A 19,837-nucleotide genomic window follows, 5' to 3' on the forward strand; every position below is an offset into this window, starting at 1 on the left:
ACCTGTATGAGGGGCGCAACCAACGGAGCCCCTCATGAACAAGATCACCCCGCAACCCGGCATCATGGATATCGCGCTGTATCAGGGCGGTCAGTCGCATGTCGAGGGCGTGGAAAACGTCATCAAGCTGAGTTCCAACGAAAACCCCTTTGGCCCCAGCCCCAAGGCGATCGAAGCCGTGCGCGACAGCGCCACGATGCTGCATCGCTATCCGGTGACCGATCACAACAACCTGCGCGCCGCGATTGGCGAGCGGCACGGGCTGGACCCCGACCGGATCATCTGTGGGGTGGGCAGCGACGAAGTGCTGCAATTCGTGGCCCAGGCCTATGCCGGGCCGAGGGACGAGGTGATCCATACCGAGCATGGATTCTCGATGTATCCGATCATCGCCCGCATGGCCGGCGCGACCCCGGTCGAGGTGCCCGAGTGTGACCGCAAGGTCGATGTCGATGCGATCCTGGCCGCGGTGACCGACCGCACCCGGATCGTGTTCGTGACCAACCCGGGCAATCCGACCTCGACCATGATCTCGGACGCCGAACTGACGCGCCTGGCCGAGGGTCTGCCGCAGACCTGCCTGATGGTGCTGGATGGCGCCTATGCGGAATTCGTGCCGGGCTTTGACGGTGGCGCCGGTCTGGTGGACCGGTTCGGCAACGTGATCATGACCCGGACCTTCTCGAAGATTTACGGGCTGGGCGGGATGCGGGTCGGCTGGGGCTATGCGCATCGCGAAATCATCGACGTGCTGAACCGCGTGCGCCAGCCCTTCAATCTGTCGCTGACGGCCATCGCGGCGGCCGAGGCCGCCGTGGCCGATGTGGAATATGTCGAGTTCTGCCGGGCCGAAAACGCCCGCCTGCGCGAATGGCTGTCGGCCGAGCTGGCCAAGATCGGCGTTCCGTCCGATCCGTCCTGCACCAATTTCATCCTTGCGCGTTTCGCGGATCAGGCCGAGGCCGAGGCCTGCGACGCCTATCTGCAATCGAAAGGTTTGATCGTGCGCCGGGTTGCGGGCTACAAGCTGCCCAACGCGCTGCGGATCACCGTGGGCGACGAAAAGGCCTGTCGCCGCGTGGTTGCGGCCATCACCGCGTTCAAAGGGGGCGCCGCATGAGCCAGATCTATGACCGCGTGGCGCTGATCGGGTTGGGTCTGATCGCCTCGTCGATGTACTGGGCGATCAAGCGCGCCGGGCTGGCGGGCGAGGTGACCGGCTATGCCCGGTCCGAGGCCACCCGGGACACCGCGCGGCGCATCGGTCTGTGCGACCGGGTCTGCGACACCGCGCAAGAGGCGGTCGAGGGTGCCGATCTGGTCGTGCTCTGCGTGCCGGTGGGCGCAATGGGCGCCGTCGCCAAGGACATCGCGCCGGTGCTCAAGCCCGGCGCAACCGTGTCGGATGTCGGTTCGGTCAAGCGGCACGTCATTGAAGAGGTCGGCCCGCATATTCCTGAAGGCGTTCATTTCGTGCCCGCCCACCCGCTGGCCGGGACCGAGCATTCCGGCCCCGAATCCGGCTTTGCCGAGCTGTTCGACAACCGCTGGTGCCTGCTGGTTCCGGTCGAAGGGTCTGACCCCGAGGCCATCGCCCGCTTGCGCGCCTTGTGGGAAGGGATGGGATCCAATGTCGACGAGATGGATGCCGATCACCATGATCTGGTTCTGGCCGTCACCAGCCACGCGCCGCACCTGATCGCCTATACGATGGTGGGCGTCGCCGACGACCTGCGGCGCGTCACCGACTCCGAGGTCATCAAGTACTCGGCTGCCGGTTTCCGCGATTTCACCCGGATCGCGGCCTCGGACCCGACCATGTGGCGCGACGTGTTCCTGACCAACAAGGATGCGACGCTGGAAATCCTCGGCCGTTTCACCGAAGAGCTGTTTGCCCTGCAGCGCGCGATCCGCACGGGCGACGGTCAGCACCTGTTCGACTATTTTACCCACACCCGCGCAATCCGGCGCGGCATCATCGACGCGGGTCAGGACACCGACGCTCCTGATTTCGGGCGCGTAAAGGCCAAGTCATGAAACTGATCAAAGGCAAAGCTCTGACGGTTATAGCGATGGTATGGGCCGGCGCAGCCACTGCATCGGCCCCCGACACATCACCGGTTCCGGTTGCGCGGCCATCCCCGGTGTCAGAGCTGGTGCAGGCCGCTTATGTCCCGGCAAGTCCGGCGACGCCGATCGCTGTACCAGCGAAGATGCGACCCGTGGTGCGGCCCGTATCCCCTCAGGTGCTGGCCGTGGCAGCGCGCCCGGCCGACCTTCCGCTGCTTGGACCGGATACCTCGCTCAAACCCTATCTGCGGCCCGAGGCGTTGGAACAGCAAGTCCTGTTCAAAAAGCGAAAACTGCGCAAAGGATCGGTGTGCGGTGACATCGCCATTCAGGGCAAGGCCGTGGGCTCGGTTCCCGGCAAGATCAAAGCCTGCGGGATCAAGGATGCCGTCCAGATCACATCGGTGTCAGGCGTGGTTCTCAGCCGCCCATCGACGATGGATTGCGGCACGGCGATCGCATTGAACAAATGGGTCGACAAGACCGTCAAACCGACGTTCAAACGGCGCGGTCCAGTTGTCGAATTGCAGGTTGCTGCGCACTACGCTTGCCGTACCCGGAACAACCGGAAAGGTGCCAGGATCTCGGAGCATGGCAAGGGTCGGGCCATTGATATCTCGGGGTTCAAAATGGCCGATGGCGAGGTGGTGACGGTTCTGGACGGTTGGCGCAAGAACCCCTCGAAGAAACAACTGACCAAGATCTGGCGCGGAGCGTGCGGGCCCTTCGGCACGGTTCTTGGCCCGAATTCAGACCGCTATCACCAGAACCATTTCCACCTTGATACCGCCCGTTACCGCAGCGGACCCTACTGCCGCTAACGCAGGATCAGACGCGGGGCCGGGCCCAACGGCAACGGTCCCAAAGCCACGAACCCGTCGCGGAAATTCAGCTGCAGGTCCAGCGCGTTGGGGTTGCCCCCCAGACCTGCCAGCAGGTTCAACGCCCGCGTGACCGGATCAACGGCCTGATCGGGCAGGGCACCTGCAGCATTGGCCATGGCAATCATGTCACGCCAGTTCTCGGCTTTAACCGCAATCTCTCCGACCGGAATGCCCTGTTCATCGACCTCCAGTTCGCCGGTTGCAAACAGACGCAATTCGCCCCATTGCACCTCGGCAAGATGCAGGTCGATCAAACGAGGTTGAGGGCGACGTTCTTCCAGCGCGGAACGGTCCCAGGTTTTGTCGAAGGTGACATTCATATCCAGTTCGAGTGTATCGAAGGCTTGGGGCAGAGAAGCAGCCGTTCGCATCAGCGCGCGCAGGTCTTCACCGGGCGTGAAGGCATCCGAACTGACCCCGATCGCATAGCTCTCGGGCTGGGTGCCTTGTTCCATGACCAGGGCAAGTGACTGGCCGGCAGCCATGTCGGTTCCGTCCTGGGTCACCGACCAGTTGCCCGATGTCAGGGCCATCTTCTCCAGCTCCAGCGCGACGCCCGGACGCAGATTCAGTTCTGCCTGAAGGCTGTCGGCCAGGATGATTGCGGTCTGGTCGAAATAGGATAGCCGCTGCGGCGTATCCGCAAAGCGCAAGATTTGTCGTCCGGGCCAGATGGCGGGGCTTTCGAATTCGATCCAATCCGCGCTCCAGGCTGTGCCGTTCACCGGATCGGCCAGCGCTACACTGTTCAGGCGGGTCACGTGGTGCAGCGGAAATCCGGCGATTTCCACGTCGGAATAGTCGGCCTGCCATCCAAGATCCTGCTGATGCGCGAACCAACCGGTGATGGCGCTGCGCAGCCCATACCCGGCTATGGCCCAATACCCGCCCCAGAGGATGGCCAGAAATATGAACACTCGTACCAGTCGGCGCATCGCAAATGGCCCTTTTTCCTGCCTTGGAATTGATGTTTATAGGCCTAAACGGGCAAGGACCAGAACTATGACGATGTGGGTATTCGGATACGGGTCGCTGTTGTGGAATCCGGGCTTTCCGGTGGCCCGGCGCGAGCAGGCTACACTTCACGGCTATGCGCGGTCATTCTGCATGCGGTCGATCCATCACCGCGGAACCGAGGAGAACCCCGGACTTGTCTTGGCTTTGGACGAACACCCGGATGCCCGTTGCAAGGGCTTGGCGCTGGCGGTCGAACCAGGCCATGAGGACCGCACCCTCGAGGAACTGCGCGAGCGTGAACTGATCTCGTCCGCCTACGTGGAGAAGATGCTGGATGTGCATCTGGACAGCGGCCAGACGGTGACGGCAGTGACCTATGTGATCGATCCCGACCACGTGCAGTATTGCGGGGGTCTGCCGCTGGAGGAGCAGGCGCAAATCATCGCGCAGGCCGTGGGCGGCCGCGGCCCCAACCCCGAGTATCTTTACAATACCGCTGAACACCTGTCCGAGATCGGGTTGCACGACCCGGATCTTGAGTGGTTGGCGCAACGGGTGCGCAGCCTGACCGCATAAACCCTTGGCCTTGCCACCAGATTTTCGATAGATTCGCCTCAGAGCAGGCAAAACCGGGAAAGACGCGCATGGCGCATGTACAGCAGGGCGCGAGACCGCATTTCTCGCAACCGATCCGTCAAATCGTGATGATGCTGATCGCCATCGGGCTGTCGGGCCTGGGCGTGTTCATGGCTCTGCCCTACGTGCTGCCGGTTTTTTATGCCAACCCCTATCTGAACGGATTCATCCTGCTGGTCTTTGTCATCGGCGTCGTGGCCTGTTTCTATCAGGTGACCCAGTTGATCGGTTCGGTTCGCTGGATCGAAGCGTTCGTGGGCGGCGTCGTGCGCGAAGACGCTCGTACACCGCAGCTGTTGGCCCCTCTGGCGTCGCTGCTTCGCGCACGCGGGGCGAAATCGCAGATCAGCTCGACATCGACCCGGTCGATCCTGGATTCGGTCGCGGAACGGGTCGAGGAAGAGCGGGAATTCACCCGCTACATCACCAACGTACTGATCTATCTGGGTCTTCTGGGTACGTTCTTCGGCTTGGCAACAACGGTTCCTGCAATTGTCGACACCATTCGCAGCCTGAACCCGCAAGAGGGCGAAGAAGGCCTGGCCGTATTCAATCGTCTGATGAGTGGCCTCGAATCCCAGCTGCAAGGCATGGGCGTGGCGTTCGGGTCCTCCCTGTTGGGGCTTGCCGGATCGCTTATCGTGGGTTTGCTCGAACTGTTCGCCGGCCACGGGCAGAACCGGTTCTACCGTGAGCTTGAGGAATGGCTGTCGTCGATCACGCGCGTCGGATTTGCCGCCGGAGATGAAGGCGGTGCGGAACTTGCGGTGCTGACCCCGGTCCTTGATTCCATGTCCGAGCAGATGGACGCGCTGCAGGACCTGTTCGCGGCCCAGGAGGCGGATCGCGCCGAGGTATCGGCCAAGCTGGGTGCATTGGTCGATGTCATCGCGGACATGAACCAACGACAGGCGGAAACCGAAGGGGTCACCGCCGCGCTCGAGCGGATCGCGTTGGGGCAGGACGCGCTGCTGGATCACATGCGTGAACATGGTGCGGGCGAGGGGATCGACGCCGAAAGCCGAATGCGGCTGCGGTCGATGGACGTGCAGCTTCTGCGCATTCTCGAAGAAATCTCGGCCGGTCGCCAGGACAGCATGAACGAACTGCGCAAGGATTTCGAGCTGCTGGTCAAGGCGCTGACGCTTCCGCGCGGGGCGGCGCGCCACACACCGGGCGGAGAATAACACATGGCCCTGTCTCGTCGAACCGGTCAGCGTTTCCAAGGCTCGGTTTGGCCCGGCTTCGTTGATGCAATCACGGGGCTGCTGATGGTCATGACCTTTGTGCTGACCATTTTCATGGTCGTGCAGTTCGTGCTGCGCGAAACCATCTCCGGACAGGAAGACGAGCTGACGGCCCTGTCGGACGAAGTGGCCGCCCTTGCGGATGCCTTGGGCCTGGAAGAGCGCGAGAACAGCCGTCTGCAGGCCCGGTTGGGGGCGCTGAACACGACGCTGTCGCAGGCCGAAGAGGATCTGAGCCAGGCGCAGGCCTTGATCTCGTCACTCACCTCGGAGCGAGACCAGCGCGCGGCCGAGTTGGAAGAGGCTCAGACTCGTATCACGGGGTTCGAAGCGCAGGTTGCCGCGCTTTTAGCTGATCAGGCGCGCGCGCAGGGCGATATTGCCGAATTGGAATCCCAGCGCGAGCAACTGCTTTCCGAGCAGGAGGCATTGAACCTTGCCTTGGCACAAAGCCGTGCGGAGGTGGATGCCCAGGCCGAGGCCGCACGGCTGGCGGCTGCACGCCGCGAAGCGCTGGAGGCCTTGGTAGCCGACCTTGAGCAAGCGGACAGTGCGCGCGCGGCCCAGATCGCGGAATTGCAAAGCCAACTGACTGAAGAGGAAGCCGCCCGCGTCGCCGAGGCTGCTGCCGCTGAGGCACTGCGCAACAGATTGCAGAATGCGGATGCCGAATTGACGGCCATGACCCTGGCACTGGAAGAGCAGCGTAAACAGGCCGAGGAAACACTGACACTGTTGGCCGCCGCTCAGACGGCCAAAGCCGAGCTTGAGCGGCAATTCGGTGAGTTGAATGACGAAGAGCTCAAGGCTCAGCTTGAAGCAGCCCTTGCGGCGCGAACCGAAGCTGAGGCCGAGGCCGAAAGTCAGCGGACGCTGGCCGAGCAGCGTGACGCCTTGCTTGCCGTTGCCCGGGAAACGATCGCCACCGAAAAGGCTCTTTCCGCCAAGGCGCAACGCCAGACGGCCTTGTTGAACCAGCAGATCGCCGCATTGCGCGGCCAATTGGGGTCGTTGCAGGCGCTGCTGGATGACTACAAGGACAGGAATGCCGAGGCCGAGGTGCAAATTCAGACCCTTGGTCAGGACCTGAACGCGGCCCTTGCCCGGGCCGCTTCCGAAGAACGGCGCCGCCGCTTGTTGGAAGAGGCCGAACGCGTCCGCCTGGAGGCCGAGGCCGAGAAACTGGCCGGCCAGAATCAGGAACTTACGGCACAGGCCGAAGACCTGCAGCGGTACCGCTCCGAGTTCTTTGGTCGCCTGCGCGACGTACTGGGCAACCAGGAAGGCGTTCGGATCGAGGGCGACCGCTTCGTATTCTCGTCCGAGGTGCTGTTCCCACCCGGTTCGGCGGTTCTGTCCGAGGATGGCCGGCGCGAGGTCGCGAAAGTGGCGGGCATTCTGAGTGGGATTGCGGCGGACATTCCGCCCGAATTGAACTGGGTCATCCGGGTCGACGGTCACACGGACAATATCCCGCTGAACGGAACAGGACGGTATCGAGACAATTGGGAGCTCAGCCAAGGGCGGGCGCTGTCGGTCGTGCGCTACATGGTCGAACAGTTGGGCATTCCGCCGGAACGTCTGTCAGCAAACGGATTTGGAGAGTTTCAACCTGTCGATACGGCGGACACTCCGGAAGCGCGGGCAAAGAACCGTCGCATCGAATTGAAGCTGACCGAACGCTAAGCCAGTGTCAGCGCGGCCCGAAGCGGAAGCTGGGATCGGGTGTGCCCGCAAAACAGCGTGGAACAACCGGGTAGTCATCGGTCAGAAAATACGCGTAGGTGCCGGAAGGAAACTCGGTCGAGACGGTCATGGCGCCATTGCATTCACCGAGCGTTCCAAGCCCCGCCACGAACTCGTAGTCTTCGTTGAACGTTCCATCATGTCGTCCGTCAGGGGCGGCGCCGCCCGGGCGCTGTCCGGCCTTCAGCCGGTAGGAAGAGGTCATTTGCGTGACCTTGCCGCCCACCAAACCGGTTCGGGCGTAAATCGGAAACCCGTCCGCTGCATATCCGATCAACGGAGAGTGTTCTTTCGGTGACCAGCCCTGCATTTCGATCAGGCCGGTCGGAACCCCGTGGTAGTGATATTTTCCGTTTGGTTGGACATGCGCGAAATTGGCATCGAGTCCAAGGGCGATCGCGCCGCCCAAGGCATTGTAGGACCAGCCCGACCGGGGATCGCCGTGCCAGAATTCAGCGGCCAGTGGGTCAAAGACGATCCCAGTCAGGGACACGCCAAAATTCCACCCCATGCGCAGAGGCGTCGGGGTTGCATTCGCCCTCGGAACGGCCGGCACGTTCAACTTGACCGACTGCTCGGCGATTTGATGGGGGTTGCCTTTGTTCGGAAAGCGACCGACCAGATGATTGGGGATGCCATTGCCGGTAATCGACAAGGCACGGCCTTGTTCGGTGATCTCTGATCTGTTGACGCCTGGGTTGACGGTCGCCGGTTCCAGTTTCAACGGTTGCGCACGGGTTTCGTCATGAAAGCGAAACCGATGCTGGGCAGAGGCGATAACGCCGACGACCGAGGCCGCGAAGGCGATGCTCCATATGACGGCGATTCTTCTGGACACTGCGCTGCTCCACTCCAAAGGCTTTGGTCTGAAACGTGGCGCGCAAGGATTCCCGTCGCTGGGAACTGTCTTTTTGGCGAATTCTTTCGGGAGGGGGCGGCCTCTCAAGAAATCGCCCGGCAGAACTGACTGCCGGGCGACGAGACTTTTTTGATTGAACCGAGGTCTAGTCCGCGGTCAGCAGCGGCGGCTTGTCGCCCGAGATCCGCGGATTGTCGGGGCCGATAATCTCGAGATCCAGATCGCCTCTCTTGACCGAGACCCGCACAACACCGCCCTTGGCCAGCTTTCCGAACAGCAGTTCTTCGGCCAACGGTTTCTTGATGTGCTCCTGGATGACCCGGCCCAGAGGCCGTGCGCCCATCTTGTCGTCATAACCCTTGTCGGCCAGCCACTCGGCAGCTTTCGGGGTCAGGTCGATGGTGACGCCACGATCCAGCAGTTGCGCCTCAAGCTGCAGGACGAATTTTTCGACCACCTGCAGGATGACCTCTTTGGGCAGCGGCGCGAACGAGATTACCGCGTCCAGACGGTTGCGGAATTCAGGGGTGAACATCCGTTCGATTGCGGCGGTATCTTCACCCTCACGCCGGTCGCGGGCAAAGCCTATAGCGGCCTTGGCCTGTTCCTGCGCGCCCGCGTTCGAGGTCATGATCAACACCACGTTGCGGAAGTTCACCGTCCGGCCGTTGTGATCGGTCAGCTCGCCGTGGTCCATCACCTGCAGCAGGATGTTGAACACATCCGGGTGCGCCTTCTCGATCTCGTCCAGCAGCAGCACGCAATGCGGGTGCTGGTCAACGCCGTCAGTCAGCAGTCCGCCCTGATCGAAGCCGACATAGCCCGGAGGCGCACCGATCAGACGGCTGACCGCGTGTTTCTCCATGTATTCCGACATGTCGAAGCGCAGCAGTTCCACGCCGAGTGTATCGGCCAGTTGCTTGGCGACCTCGGTTTTGCCCACACCGGTCGGGCCGGCGAACAGGTAGTTTCCGATCGGTTTTTCCGGCTCGCGCAGACCGGCCCGTGCCAGCTTGATTGCGCTGGACAGAGCCTCGATTGCCTGGTCCTGCCCGAACACCACCCGTTTCAACGAGTTCTCAAGGTCCTTCAGAACCTCGGCATCGTCCTTGGTGACATTCTTCGGCGGAATGCGCGCGATCTTGGCCACCACGGCCTCGATCTCCTTGACGCCGATGGTCTTGCGCCGCTTGCTTTCGGCCACAAGATGCTGGGCCGCACCGGCCTCGTCGATCACGTCGATCGCCTTATCAGGCAGTTTGCGGTCGTTGATGTAACGCGCAGACAGCTCGACCGCGGTCTTGATCGCGTCGGCGGTGTATTTGATGTCGTGATGCTCTTCGAAATAGGGCTTGAGACCGCGCAGGATCTTCACGCTGTCCTCGACCGAAGGCTCGTTCACGTCGATCTTCTGGAACCGACGCGACAGCGCGCGGTCCTTCTCGAAGTGCTGGCGGAACTCCTTGTAGGTGGTCGAACCCATGGTGCGCAGCTTGCCGCCCTGCAACGCAGGCTTCAGCAGGTTCGAGGCATCCATGGCGCCGCCCGAAGTTGCACCCGCACCGATCACGGTGTGAATCTCATCAATGAACAGCACGGCGTCTGGGTGATCCTCAAGCTCGGTCACCACGGCCTTGAGCCGCTCTTCGAAGTCGCCGCGATAGCGCGTGCCGGCCAGCAATGCGCCCATGTCCAGCGAATAGATGGTGGTGTTGGCCAGAACGTCTGGCGCGTCGCCTTGGACGATCTTATAGGCCAAGCCTTCGGCAATCGCCGTCTTGCCCACGCCCGGATCACCCACCAGCAGCGGGTTGTTCTTACGGCGGCGGCACAGAACCTGGATGCAGCGCTCGACCTCGTCGGCGCGACCGATCAGCGGATCGACGTCGCCGGCGCGGGATTTGGCGTTCAGGTCCACGCAATACTTGCCCAACGCGCTTTCCTTCTGGTCGGCGTCACCGGAGGCGTTCTGCGCTTCCTCTTCACCCTGATCGGCGCCGGTCACCGGACGATTTTCACCAAACGCCGGGTCTTTGGCGACGCCGTGGGCGATGAAATTCACCGCGTCATACCGCGTCATGTCCTGCTCTTGCAGGAAATATGCAGCGTTGCTTTCCCGTTCGGCAAAGATGGCCACCAGAACATTTGCCCCGGTCACCTCGGTCCGGCCCGAGCTTTGCACATGGATCGCAGCGCGCTGGATAACACGCTGGAACGCAGCTGTCGGTACGGCTTCGGACCCGTCGATGTCTGTCACCAGATTGGACAGATCCTCGTCGATGAACTCGACCAGAGAGCTGCGCAATTCGTCCAGATCCACGCTGCACGCCTTCATGACGCGCACCGCATCGGGTTCTTCCAGCAGCGCCAGCAGCAGATGCTCCAGCGTTGCGAATTCATGACGCCGTTCGTTTGCAGCCGCCAGGGCCGCGTGAATGGCTTGTTCCAGTGTGCTCGAGAATGAAGGCACGCGGGTGCTCCTCTGTATTGGGCCGGAAGGGGTTCGAGTATTGGCCGGATCCCCATCCCAACCATGACCTCATACTATTAGAGTTTGGTTGATCATGGCGCGGCTTCAAGGGTTTTCTTTCACTTGACAGTCACATTTAACGTGACCGTGGCCGTGAAGAAGTCCAATTAGGCATCAGAAGCGGTCTTTTCTACCCCGGATCTCGGCAAAAACGGCGACCGGGTCAGCCCCCACCATTCCAAGCTGTGCCTGAATCTTGGGATCAGTCGCGCGCAGGAACGGATTGGTCGCCTTTTCCACGCCCAGATTTGACGGCACGGTCGCGCGACCCTTTGCCCGTGCCTGATCGATCTCATGCACCCGTTGCTGCAGCGCTGTGTTGTAAGGATCGATGGTTACCGCAAATCGTGCGTTTGACTGGGTGTATTCGTGACCCGAGCAGACCGACGTCTCGTCGGGCAAAGCAGCGATTTTCGAAAGCGAGGTCCACATTTGCGCTGCGTCTCCTTCGAACAAGCGCCCGCATCCCAGCGCCATCAGGCTGTCGGCCGTGAACACCACCGCGCTTTTGGGCATGTAATATGCCACATGTCCCACCGTATGCCCCGAGACATCCAGAACCTCGACGGGTTCGCCCCCAATCTCGAACCGGTCACCGTCAGCCACCTGTTGGTCGAGGGGAGGAAGTCGGTGTGCGTCGGCCGCCGCACCAATCACCTGTGCTGGGTGCTGCTCGAGGATGCCCGGCAAGCCGTCGACGTGATCCCAGTGGTGATGGGTCAGAAGGACATGGCTCAGGCGCCAGCCGCGTGCGGTCAATTCGGCCAGAATGGGTCCGGCCTCCGGAGCGTCGACCAGGGCTGTCTGTCCGCTTGCATGGTCATGTGCCAGAAAAGCATAGTTGTCGCTGAGACAGGGGATGGTGACGATCTCAAGAGGCATGGCCTTTTGCCCTTTCGTTGCTAGACTGCGCTCAGCTAAGCCGATCGATCGGGTATCTGCAATGCATCTTGATGTGCAGGATCTTAGGAACTTCTACTACCGCAGCACGCTGGGGCGTGCGGCGCAGGCTGCCATTCGTGGCCGGCTGATCGAACTGTGGCCCGAGGCCAAGGGCCAGACGGTGGCCGGATTCGGCTTTGCGGTGCCTCTGTTGCGCCCTTATCTTGCGGACGCGCGGCGTGTCATCGGCCTGATGCCCGGACCGCAAGGGGTGATGCCTTGGCCCGCCGGTATGCAGAACGTGTCGGTGCTGACCGAGGAAACCCGGTGGCCGATCGAAACCGGTCATGTGGACAAGCTGGTGGTCATGCACGGGCTCGAGACCTCGGAACGACCCAGTCAACTGCTTGAAGAATGCTGGCGTGTTCTGGGGCCGGGAGGTCGAGCGGTGTTCGTCGTTCCCAATCGGGCCGGGCTTTGGTCCCGAACCGACCGAACGCCCTTTGGTTACGGACATCCGTATTCGGCAACCCAGTTGGAGAACCAGTTGCGCGCACATCATTTCGTGCCCGAGATGCACTGTTCCGCGCTTTACCTGCCGCCCTCGTTCCGGCGGTTCTGGCTGCGCTCGGGTGGGTTGATCGAAAAGACAGGGCAACGGATCCCGACCATCATGGCCGGTGGTGTTCTGATGGTCGAAGCCAGCAAGCTCGTGCGGCCACCAAGCGGCAGCGTGACCAAGGATGCTGAAAAACGCCCCATCAAAGCGTTGGACGGATTGCTGAAGCCGGCGTGAACTGGCGCGCATCCACAAGCGCGGGATTCCCGGAAACATGAGGGAAAAAGGCCACAGGAATCGCTAAAACAGGCAACTTGGTAACATTTTTCGCGCCGGCGAATGGGTTCAAACCGTCGCAGTTTCCGTAACTAATTGAAAAGAAAGATTTTGTGGATAAAGCTGAGCCCGGCATAACATATTGCTAGGTGGCTTAGGCTCTGCTACATCCCCGGTGATTTTGATCCCCGCCCTTTCAGGACGGGGTTTCCTCACGCCCCCGGTTCAGCTGCCACACGCGAAATCGGGGCCTAAAATATCGGAAGGGTGGACGTGTCCGAACCAGCTTCGATTTCCACGGGCATAGCCAAACGCTATGCAACGGCGATCTTCGAGATCGCAAAAGAGAACAAGGACCTTGCAGGTCTGGAAACCGGCATCAATGACCTTTCGGCTGCATTGAGTGAAAGCGCGGACCTGCGCGAGGTGATCTCTTCGCCGCTGATCTCTCGGGCCGACCAGCAGGCGGCCATCACCGCCGTGGCCGACAAGATGGGGCTGCACCCGATCCTGCGCAACACGCTGGCTCTGATGGCGCAGAAGCGCCGTCTGTTCGTGCTGCCGCAGCTGATCAAGGTTCTGCGCGAAATGCTGGCTGACGAGCGCGGCGAAGTGACTGCCGAAGTTGCCTCGGCCAAGGCGCTGACCAAGACCCAGCTGGAGAAACTGTCCAAGACACTGTCCGAGCGCGTAGGCAAGGACGTGACCATCAATGCGACCGTCGATGAAAGCCTCATCGGTGGTCTTGTCGTCAAAGTGGGCTCGCAGATGATCGACAGTTCGATCCGCTCCAAGCTCAACTCCCTACAGAATGCAATGAAAGAGGTCGGATAAATGGGTATCCAAGCCGCAGAGATTTCTGCAATCCTGAAAGACCAGATCAAGAATTTTGGTCAAGAAGCAGAGGTGGCCGAAATCGGCCGCGTGCTGAGCGTCGGTGACGGTATTGCCCGTGTTTACGGCCTGGACAATGTGCAGGCGGGTGAGATGGTCGAGTTCCCCGGCGGCATCATGGGCATGGCGCTGAACCTCGAAGCCGACAACGTCGGTGTCGTGATTTTCGGCTCGGACCGTGACATCAAGGAAGGTGACACCGTCAAGCGCACCAACTCGATCGTGGACGTTCCGGTTGGTGACGAACTGTTGGGCCGCGTTGTTGACGGTCTGGGCAACCCGCTGGACGGCAAAGGCCCGATCAATGCCAAGCAGCGCGGCGTCGCAGACGTCAAGGCGCCGGGCATCATCCCGCGTAAGTCGGTGCATGAGCCGATGGCGACCGGCCTGAAGTCGGTTGACGCGATGATCCCGATCGGCCGTGGCCAGCGTGAACTGATCATCGGCGACCGTCAGACCGGCAAGACCGCCGTGGCTCTGGACACCATCCTGAACCAGAAGGTCTACAACGAAGCCGCTGGCGACGATGAATCGAAGAAGCTGTACTGCGTCTACGTGGCCATCGGTCAGAAGCGTTCGACCGTTGCTCAGCTGGTGAAGAAACTGGAAGAATCCGGCGCCATCGAATACTCGATCGTCGTGGCCGCAACCGCGTCCGACCCGGCGCCGATGCAGTTCCTGGCACCCTATGCCGCAACCGCGATGGCCGAATACTTCCGCGACAACGGCCGCCACGCTCTGATCATCTATGATGACCTGTCCAAGCAGGCCGTCGCCTATCGTCAGATGTCGCTGCTGCTGCGCCGTCCGCCGGGCCGCGAAGCCTATCCGGGTGACGTTTTCTACCTGCACTCGCGCCTGCTGGAGCGTTCGGCCAAGCTGAACGAAGACTTCGGCGCCGGTTCGCTGACCGCTCTGCCGGTCATTGAAACCCAGGGCGGCGACGTGTCGGCCTTTATTCCGACCAACGTGATCTCGATCACCGACGGCCAGATCTTCCTGGAAACCGAGCTGTTCTATCAGGGCATCCGCCCCGCCGTGAACACCGGTCTGTCGGTTTCGCGCGTGGGTTCGTCGGCTCAGACCAACGCGATGAAGTCGGTTGCTGGTCCGGTGAAACTGGAACTGGCCCAGTACCGCGAAATGGCTGCATTTGCGCAGTTCGGTTCGGACCTCGACGCCGCGACCCAGCAGCTGCTGAACCGTGGTGCGCGTCTGACCGAGCTGATGAAGCAGCCGCAGTACTCGCCGCTGACCAATGCGGAAATCGTCTGCGTGATCTTCGCCGGTACCAACGGCTATCTCGACAAGATCGACGTTTCGGACGTTGGCCGCTACGAAGCGGGTCTGCTGGCGCATCTGCGCGGCAAGCATGCCGATCTGCTGCAGTGGATTACCGACGAAGATCCGAAGATCAAGGGCGAGGCTGCCGACAAGATCAAGGCTGCGCTGGACGAATACGCCGCAACCTTCGCTTAAGGAGACGCGGCGATGCCAAGTCTTAAGGACCTTAAAAACAGGATCGAGTCGGTCAAATCGACCCGCAAGATCACCAAGGCCATGCAGATGGTCGCGGCTGCAAAACTGCGCCGCGCCCAGGAATCTGCCGAAGCCTCGCGCCCCTATGCCGAACGGTTCAATGCCGTGATGGCGGGGCTGGCAGCATCGGTCGGGGGCAGCGACAGCGCCCCCAAGCTGCTGCGCGGCACCGGCAGCGACGATGTCCACCTTCTGGTCGTCATGACGGCCGAGCGCGGGCTCTGCGGCGGCTTCAACTCGAACATCTCCAAGCTGGCTCGCGCCAAGGCGGATGAGCTGCGCGGCAAGGGCAAGACGGTCAAGATTCTGACCGTCGGCAAGAAAGGCCGCGACGCACTCAAGCGTGATTATGGCGATCTGTTCGTGGGCCACATCGACCTGAGCGAGGTCAAGCGTATCGGCTATGCCAATGCGCAGGACATCGCAAAGGACATCCTGTCGCGTTTCGACGCGGGCGAGTTCGACGTTGCAACGATCTTCTACGCGAAGTTCCAGAACGTCGTGACCCAGATCCCGACGGCCCAGCAGATCATCCCCGCCTCGTTCGAGGAGACCGAAGGGGACGACAGCGGCGCCGTGTTCGATTACGAGCCCAGCGAAGAGGCCATTCTGGCCGAATTGCTGCCCAAGGGGGTCGCCACGGCGATCTTCTCGGCTCTGCTTGAAAACGGGGCCTCGGAACAGGGTGCACGGATGTCCGCGATGGACAACGCGACGCGCAACGCGGGCGAGATGATCGACAAGCTGACGATCCAGTTCAACCGCTCGCGTCAGGCCGTGATCACCAACGAGCTGATTGAAATTATTTCCGGCGCCGAAGCGCTGTAGAGACAAACCGGAGACGAAACATGGCGAATGCAAAAGGCAAAGTCACACAGATCATCGGGGCCGTCGTCGACGTGCACTTCGAAGATCAGTTGCCTGAAATTCTGAACGCACTTGAAACTGAAAACAACGGCAAGCGCCTGGTGCTGGAAGTTGCCCAGCACCTGGGTGAAAACACCGTCCGTACCATCGCGATGGATGCGACCGAAGGTCTGGTCCGTGGCGCGGATGTTGTCGACACCGGCGCACCGATCTCGGTTCCGGTTGGCAACGCCACCCTGGGCCGCATCCTGAACGTCGTCGGCGAGCCGATCGACGAAAAGGGCCCGGTCGAAGCGACTGAAACCCGTGCCATCCACCAGCCCGCGCCCGAGTTCGACGAACAGTCGACCGAGTCGGAAATCCTGGTCACCGGCATCAAGGTGGTTGACCTGCTGGCGCCCTACGCCAAAGGCGGCAAGATCGGCCTGTTCGGCGGTGCCGGCGTGGGCAAGACCGTTCTGATCATGGAACTGATCAACAACATCGCAAAAGTGCACTCGGGCTTCTCGGTGTTCGCAGGTGTTGGTGAACGGACCCGTGAAGGCAACGACCTGTACCACGAGATGATCGAATCGAACGTCATCAAGCCCGACAACCTGTCGGAAAGCCAGGTGGCCCTGGTCTACGGCCAGATGAACGAGCCTCCGGGGGCGCGTGCCCGTGTTGCTCTGACCGGTCTGACCCTGGCCGAGCAGTTCCGCGACCAGTCCGGTACCGACGTTCTGTTCTTCGTCGACAACATCTTCCGCTTCACGCAGGCGGGTTCCGAGGTGTCGGCTCTGCTGGGTCGTATTCCTTCGGCGGTGGGCTACCAGCCGACGCTGGCCACCGACATGGGCGCCCTGCAGGAACGCATCACCTCGACCAAGAAGGGCTCGATCACCTCGGTGCAGGCGATCTACGTGCCTGCGGACGACCTGACCGACCCTGCGCCGGCAACCTCGTTCGCCCACCTGGACGCAACCACCGTTCTGAACCGAGCGATTTCGGAAAAGGGTATCTACCCGGCCGTGGACCCGCTCGACTCAACCTCGCGCCTGCTTGACCCGGCCATCGTTGGCGAGCGTCACTACAAGGTTGCGACCGACGTTCAGCAGATTCTCCAGCGCTACAAGTCGCTGCAGGACATCATCGCCATCCTCGGCATGGACGAACTGTCGGAAGAGGACAAGTTGACCGTGGCCCGCGCCCGCAAGATCGAGCGCTTCCTGTCGCAGCCGTTCGACGTGGCCGAAGTCTTCACCGGTTCGCCGGGTGTGCAGGTTCCGCTGGAAGTCACCATCGACTCGTTCGAGCGTGTCGTGGCCGGCGAATTCGACCACCTGCCCGAAGCGGCCTTCCTGATGGTTGGTGGCATCGACGAAGTGATCGCCAAAGCCGAGAAGATGGCCGCAGCTGCTGCCTAAGGAGTATCCCCGATGGCAAACACGATGCAATTCGACCTCGTCAGCCCGGAGCGGAGCCTTGCTTCGCTTCAGGCCAGCGCGGTCCAGATTCCCGGTGCGGACGGGGACATGACGGCGATGCCCGATCATGCCCCCACCATTACCACGCTGCGTCCGGGCATCCTGAAGGTCGAAGCGCCCGAAGGGACCAGCGAATACCTGGTCACCGGCGGGTTTGCCCAGATCAACGGCGATGCTCTGTCGGTGCTGGCCGAAAAGGCCATCCCGGTTGACGAAGTGACCCGCACGCATCTGGACGAGCTGATTGCCGAGGCTCGCGCCTCGCACGAGGCGGCGAAGGAAAACGGCGAACAGACCATTGTCGACGAGGCAGCCAAGCTGCTGGCCGACATGGAAGCGCTGGGAACGCATATGAGCCTGTAACGGCTGATGCACCGTCAGAATTGGAAACGGCCCTGCTGCTGCGGGGCCGTTTTTTTGTCGTGATTTCGCCGAAAGGTCAGGATAAGTTGCGGAAATTCATAGGAATTGATGCGCAATGAAGAAATTCTTGACCCACCCCATCGGAATTGACCGAGGTGAAGAGGTTCTGTTCTCGGAATTCGCAGATGGCGGAGACATGTGGACGGGCGAGGGGCCGCGGGAACGACGCCGGCCCGTCACCTTCAGCCAACCCTTCCGCACCCCGCCCGTCGTGCAGATTGGAGTGTCCTTGTGGGATGTCGATACCTCATCGGCCTTGCGCGCCGAGCTGCTGTCCGAAAATGTTACAACCACGGGCTTTGATGCGGTGTTCCGGACGTGGTCGGACACCCGTATCGCCCGGATCCGCGTGGCATGGACCGCGATCGGGGAAGTTGCCCACGAGGACGACTGGGACATCTCCTGACCCGCCGTTCCCAGCGGGCCATCCGTAATGACTTAGGATTCGATCATTGCCACGCGTTTCGCGTGCCGGCCGCCTTCGAATTCGGTGCTCAGAAAGGCATCGACAATATCCAGCGCCAATCCAGTGCCAACAACACGCGCGCCGATCGACAGCATGTTGGCGTCATTGTGCTGGCGGATCATGCGAGCAGAGAACGTATCCGAACAGACGCCGCAGCGGATGCCGGGAACCTTGTTTGCAGCCATCATGATACCTTGCCCCGTGCCGCACAGGACAATGCCCAATTGGCACTCGCCCGAGACGACGGCCTCGGCGGCGGCTTTGCCGTGCTTGGGGTAATCGGTGCTTTCGGGGCTGTCAGGGCCGAGATCCAGAACGTCCCAGCCTTGTGCCGCTGTAAAAGCGGCAACTTCCTTGCGCAGGTCGATGGCAGCGTGATCGCTGGAAAGAACCAGACGTTTGTTGGCGGTCATGGGAATGGCTTTCCGGTTTCTTCAGTCTGTGTGGTACAGGGATTCGTAGATCGGGATCAGGGTCTTGTCTTCGAACAGCGACGACACTGATGTGCCCTGCCAGATGTTCAGAATGGCCTGTGTGAAGATCGGGGCCGTCGGCACCGTGCGGATATTCTTGGCCTTCTTGATGTCTTCGGTCGGCATGATCGTGTCGGTCAAAACAAGCGATTTCATCACCGAGTTCGAGACGCGTTCAACAGCCGGGCCGCTCATGACGCCATGGGTGATGTACGAGTGAACCTCGCGTGCGCCGTTGTCTATCAGCACCTGCGCCGCCTTGCACAGCGTACCGGCCGTGTCGCATATGTCGTCGACGATCAGGCAGATCTTGTCCTTCACGTCGCCGATCACGGTCATCTCGGCCACTTCCCCGGCTTTTTCACGCCGTTTGTCGACGATCGACAGAGGAGCGCTGATCCGCTTGGCCAGCTCGCGGGCACGAGCCACACCGCCGACGTCCGGCGAAACCACCATCAGATCGTCCATCTGGTCGCGGAACTGGTCCTTGACGTCCAGCGCAAAGATCGGAGAGGCATACAGGTTGTCGACCGGCATGTCGAAAAACCCTTGGATCTGTGCCGCATGCAGGTCCATCGTCAGGATGCGTTCGATCCCGGCACCGGTCAGCATGTTGGCCACAAGCTTGGCGCTGATCGGGGTGCGCGCCTTGGTGCGGCGATCCTGGCGGGCATATCCGAAATAGGGGATAACCGCGGTGATCCGCGCCGCCGACGATCGGCGCAGCGCATCGGCGATGATCAGTAGCTCCATCAGGTTGTCATTGGCCGGGTTCGAGGTGGGCTGGATGATGAACATGTCCTCGCCCCGGACGTTCTCGAAAACCTCGACAAAGATCTCGCCATCGTTGAACCGTTCGACCCGCGCATCGACCAGACGCTGGTTGACGCCGCGGTGCAGGCTCATGCGGCGCGCGATGGTTTCGGCAAGCGGAAGGTTTGCGTTCCCAGCAATAAGCTTGGGTTCGTGATGTGTCGGCATCGGCTGAGGTCCCCGGGCAGCAGTGGCAATGTGACAGATTCGTGATGTTGACACCGCTTAGCATGGCCTTACGGTTCCGCAA

General features: G+C 61.4%; 19 protein-coding genes. 13 read left to right on the top strand and 6 right to left on the bottom strand.

What is annotated here, in order from left to right:
- Nucleotides 1-34 precede the first annotated feature (34 nt).
- Genes hisC through AC2FML_RS08215 form a run of 3 tightly spaced genes read left to right on the top strand, consistent with a single transcriptional unit; the run spans nucleotide 35 to nucleotide 2,891 of the window.
- A complete protein-coding gene (gene hisC / locus AC2FML_RS08205; protein ID WP_496782744.1) occupies nucleotides 35-1,120 on the top strand; it encodes a histidinol-phosphate transaminase in 1,086 nt (361 codons plus the stop codon).
- Nucleotides 1,117-2,037, top strand: a complete 921-nt coding sequence (locus AC2FML_RS08210; protein ID WP_170357112.1) for a prephenate/arogenate dehydrogenase family protein — start codon at nucleotides 1,117-1,119, stop codon at nucleotides 2,035-2,037. Before hisC ends, AC2FML_RS08210 begins: the two co-directional genes overlap by 4 nt.
- Nucleotides 2,034-2,891, top strand: a complete 858-nt coding sequence (locus AC2FML_RS08215) for an extensin-like domain-containing protein (RefSeq protein ID WP_170371726.1) — start codon at nucleotides 2,034-2,036, stop codon at nucleotides 2,889-2,891. Before AC2FML_RS08210 ends, AC2FML_RS08215 begins: the two co-directional genes overlap by 4 nt.
- On the opposite strand, the gene AC2FML_RS08220 is transcribed toward AC2FML_RS08215, so the two are convergent.
- Entirely contained in the window at nucleotides 2,888-3,889 is a 1,002-nt protein-coding gene (locus tag AC2FML_RS08220; protein ID WP_170357114.1) for a DUF2125 domain-containing protein, read from the bottom strand. The genes AC2FML_RS08215 and AC2FML_RS08220 overlap by 4 nt on opposite strands.
- Before the next feature lie 67 nt (nucleotides 3,890-3,956).
- On the opposite strand from AC2FML_RS08220, the gene AC2FML_RS08225 reads away from it, so the two are divergent.
- From AC2FML_RS08225 to AC2FML_RS08235, 3 genes are all read left to right on the top strand, one after another.
- A complete protein-coding gene (locus tag AC2FML_RS08225; protein WP_170390882.1) occupies nucleotides 3,957-4,487 on the top strand; it encodes a gamma-glutamylcyclotransferase in 531 nt (176 codons plus the stop codon).
- A gap of 68 nt (nucleotides 4,488-4,555) precedes the next feature.
- On the top strand, nucleotides 4,556-5,734 hold the full coding sequence (locus AC2FML_RS08230) for a biopolymer transporter ExbB (protein WP_170340518.1): 1,179 nt from the start codon (nucleotides 4,556-4,558) through the stop codon (nucleotides 5,732-5,734).
- A gap of 3 nt (nucleotides 5,735-5,737) precedes the next feature.
- Nucleotides 5,738-7,480, top strand: coding sequence for a peptidoglycan -binding protein (locus tag AC2FML_RS08235; protein ID WP_480752681.1), 1,743 nt, complete (start codon nucleotides 5,738-5,740; stop codon nucleotides 7,478-7,480).
- A gap of 7 nt (nucleotides 7,481-7,487) precedes the next feature.
- On the opposite strand, the gene AC2FML_RS08240 is transcribed toward AC2FML_RS08235, so the two are convergent.
- The 3 genes from AC2FML_RS08240 to gloB all read right to left on the bottom strand — a co-directional run bounded on the left by AC2FML_RS08240 (nucleotide 7,488) and on the right by gloB (nucleotide 11,811).
- Complete coding sequence (locus tag AC2FML_RS08240; RefSeq protein ID WP_496782745.1) at nucleotides 7,488-8,378, bottom strand: YHYH protein; 891 nt, start codon at nucleotides 8,376-8,378, stop codon at nucleotides 7,488-7,490.
- Nucleotides 8,379-8,544: 166 nt separating this feature from the next.
- Complete coding sequence (gene clpA / locus AC2FML_RS08245; RefSeq protein WP_170357119.1) at nucleotides 8,545-10,869, bottom strand: ATP-dependent Clp protease ATP-binding subunit ClpA; 2,325 nt, start codon at nucleotides 10,867-10,869, stop codon at nucleotides 8,545-8,547.
- A gap of 174 nt (nucleotides 10,870-11,043) precedes the next feature.
- Nucleotides 11,044-11,811 (bottom strand): hydroxyacylglutathione hydrolase, encoded by a 768-nt coding sequence (gene gloB / locus AC2FML_RS08250; RefSeq protein ID WP_496782747.1) that lies wholly within the window; start codon nucleotides 11,809-11,811, stop codon nucleotides 11,044-11,046.
- Between the two features lie 61 nt (nucleotides 11,812-11,872).
- Between gloB and AC2FML_RS08255 the strand changes: the two genes are divergently transcribed.
- The 7 genes from AC2FML_RS08255 to AC2FML_RS08285 all read left to right on the top strand — a co-directional run bounded on the left by AC2FML_RS08255 (nucleotide 11,873) and on the right by AC2FML_RS08285 (nucleotide 18,241).
- Nucleotides 11,873-12,607: a class I SAM-dependent methyltransferase gene (locus AC2FML_RS08255; RefSeq protein ID WP_170339950.1), complete on the top strand. Its 735-nt coding sequence runs from the start codon at nucleotides 11,873-11,875 to the stop codon at nucleotides 12,605-12,607.
- A 312-nt stretch (nucleotides 12,608-12,919) separates the two neighbouring features.
- Entirely contained in the window at nucleotides 12,920-13,480 is a 561-nt protein-coding gene (locus tag AC2FML_RS08260) for a F0F1 ATP synthase subunit delta (RefSeq protein WP_170357121.1), read from the top strand.
- A complete protein-coding gene (gene atpA, locus AC2FML_RS08265) occupies nucleotides 13,481-15,019 on the top strand; it encodes a F0F1 ATP synthase subunit alpha (protein ID WP_170339951.1) in 1,539 nt (512 codons plus the stop codon).
- Between the two features lie 12 nt (nucleotides 15,020-15,031).
- Nucleotides 15,032-15,907, top strand: coding sequence for a F0F1 ATP synthase subunit gamma (locus AC2FML_RS08270; protein WP_170420253.1), 876 nt, complete (start codon nucleotides 15,032-15,034; stop codon nucleotides 15,905-15,907).
- A gap of 20 nt (nucleotides 15,908-15,927) precedes the next feature.
- Nucleotides 15,928-17,352 (top strand): F0F1 ATP synthase subunit beta, encoded by a 1,425-nt coding sequence (gene atpD / locus AC2FML_RS08275; RefSeq protein ID WP_093964636.1) that lies wholly within the window; start codon nucleotides 15,928-15,930, stop codon nucleotides 17,350-17,352.
- 12 nt (nucleotides 17,353-17,364) lie between these two features.
- Entirely contained in the window at nucleotides 17,365-17,775 is a 411-nt protein-coding gene (locus AC2FML_RS08280) for a F0F1 ATP synthase subunit epsilon (protein WP_170365421.1), read from the top strand.
- A 115-nt stretch (nucleotides 17,776-17,890) separates the two neighbouring features.
- The gene (locus tag AC2FML_RS08285; protein WP_093964638.1) at nucleotides 17,891-18,241 is read left to right on the top strand and encodes an H-type lectin domain-containing protein; all 351 of its coding nucleotides are present in this window, start codon (nucleotides 17,891-17,893) and stop codon (nucleotides 18,239-18,241) included.
- 32 nt (nucleotides 18,242-18,273) lie between these two features.
- Here the strand turns inward: AC2FML_RS08285 and rpiB are convergent, their stop codons facing one another.
- A complete protein-coding gene (gene rpiB, locus AC2FML_RS08290; protein ID WP_496782750.1) occupies nucleotides 18,274-18,714 on the bottom strand; it encodes a ribose 5-phosphate isomerase B in 441 nt (146 codons plus the stop codon).
- A gap of 21 nt (nucleotides 18,715-18,735) precedes the next feature.
- Nucleotides 18,736-19,755, bottom strand: coding sequence for a ribose-phosphate pyrophosphokinase (locus AC2FML_RS08295; RefSeq protein WP_093964640.1), 1,020 nt, complete (start codon nucleotides 19,753-19,755; stop codon nucleotides 18,736-18,738).
- Between the last annotated feature and the right edge of the window lie 82 nt (nucleotides 19,756-19,837).

Source organism: Ruegeria sp. BHSC029 (assembly GCF_059613085.1).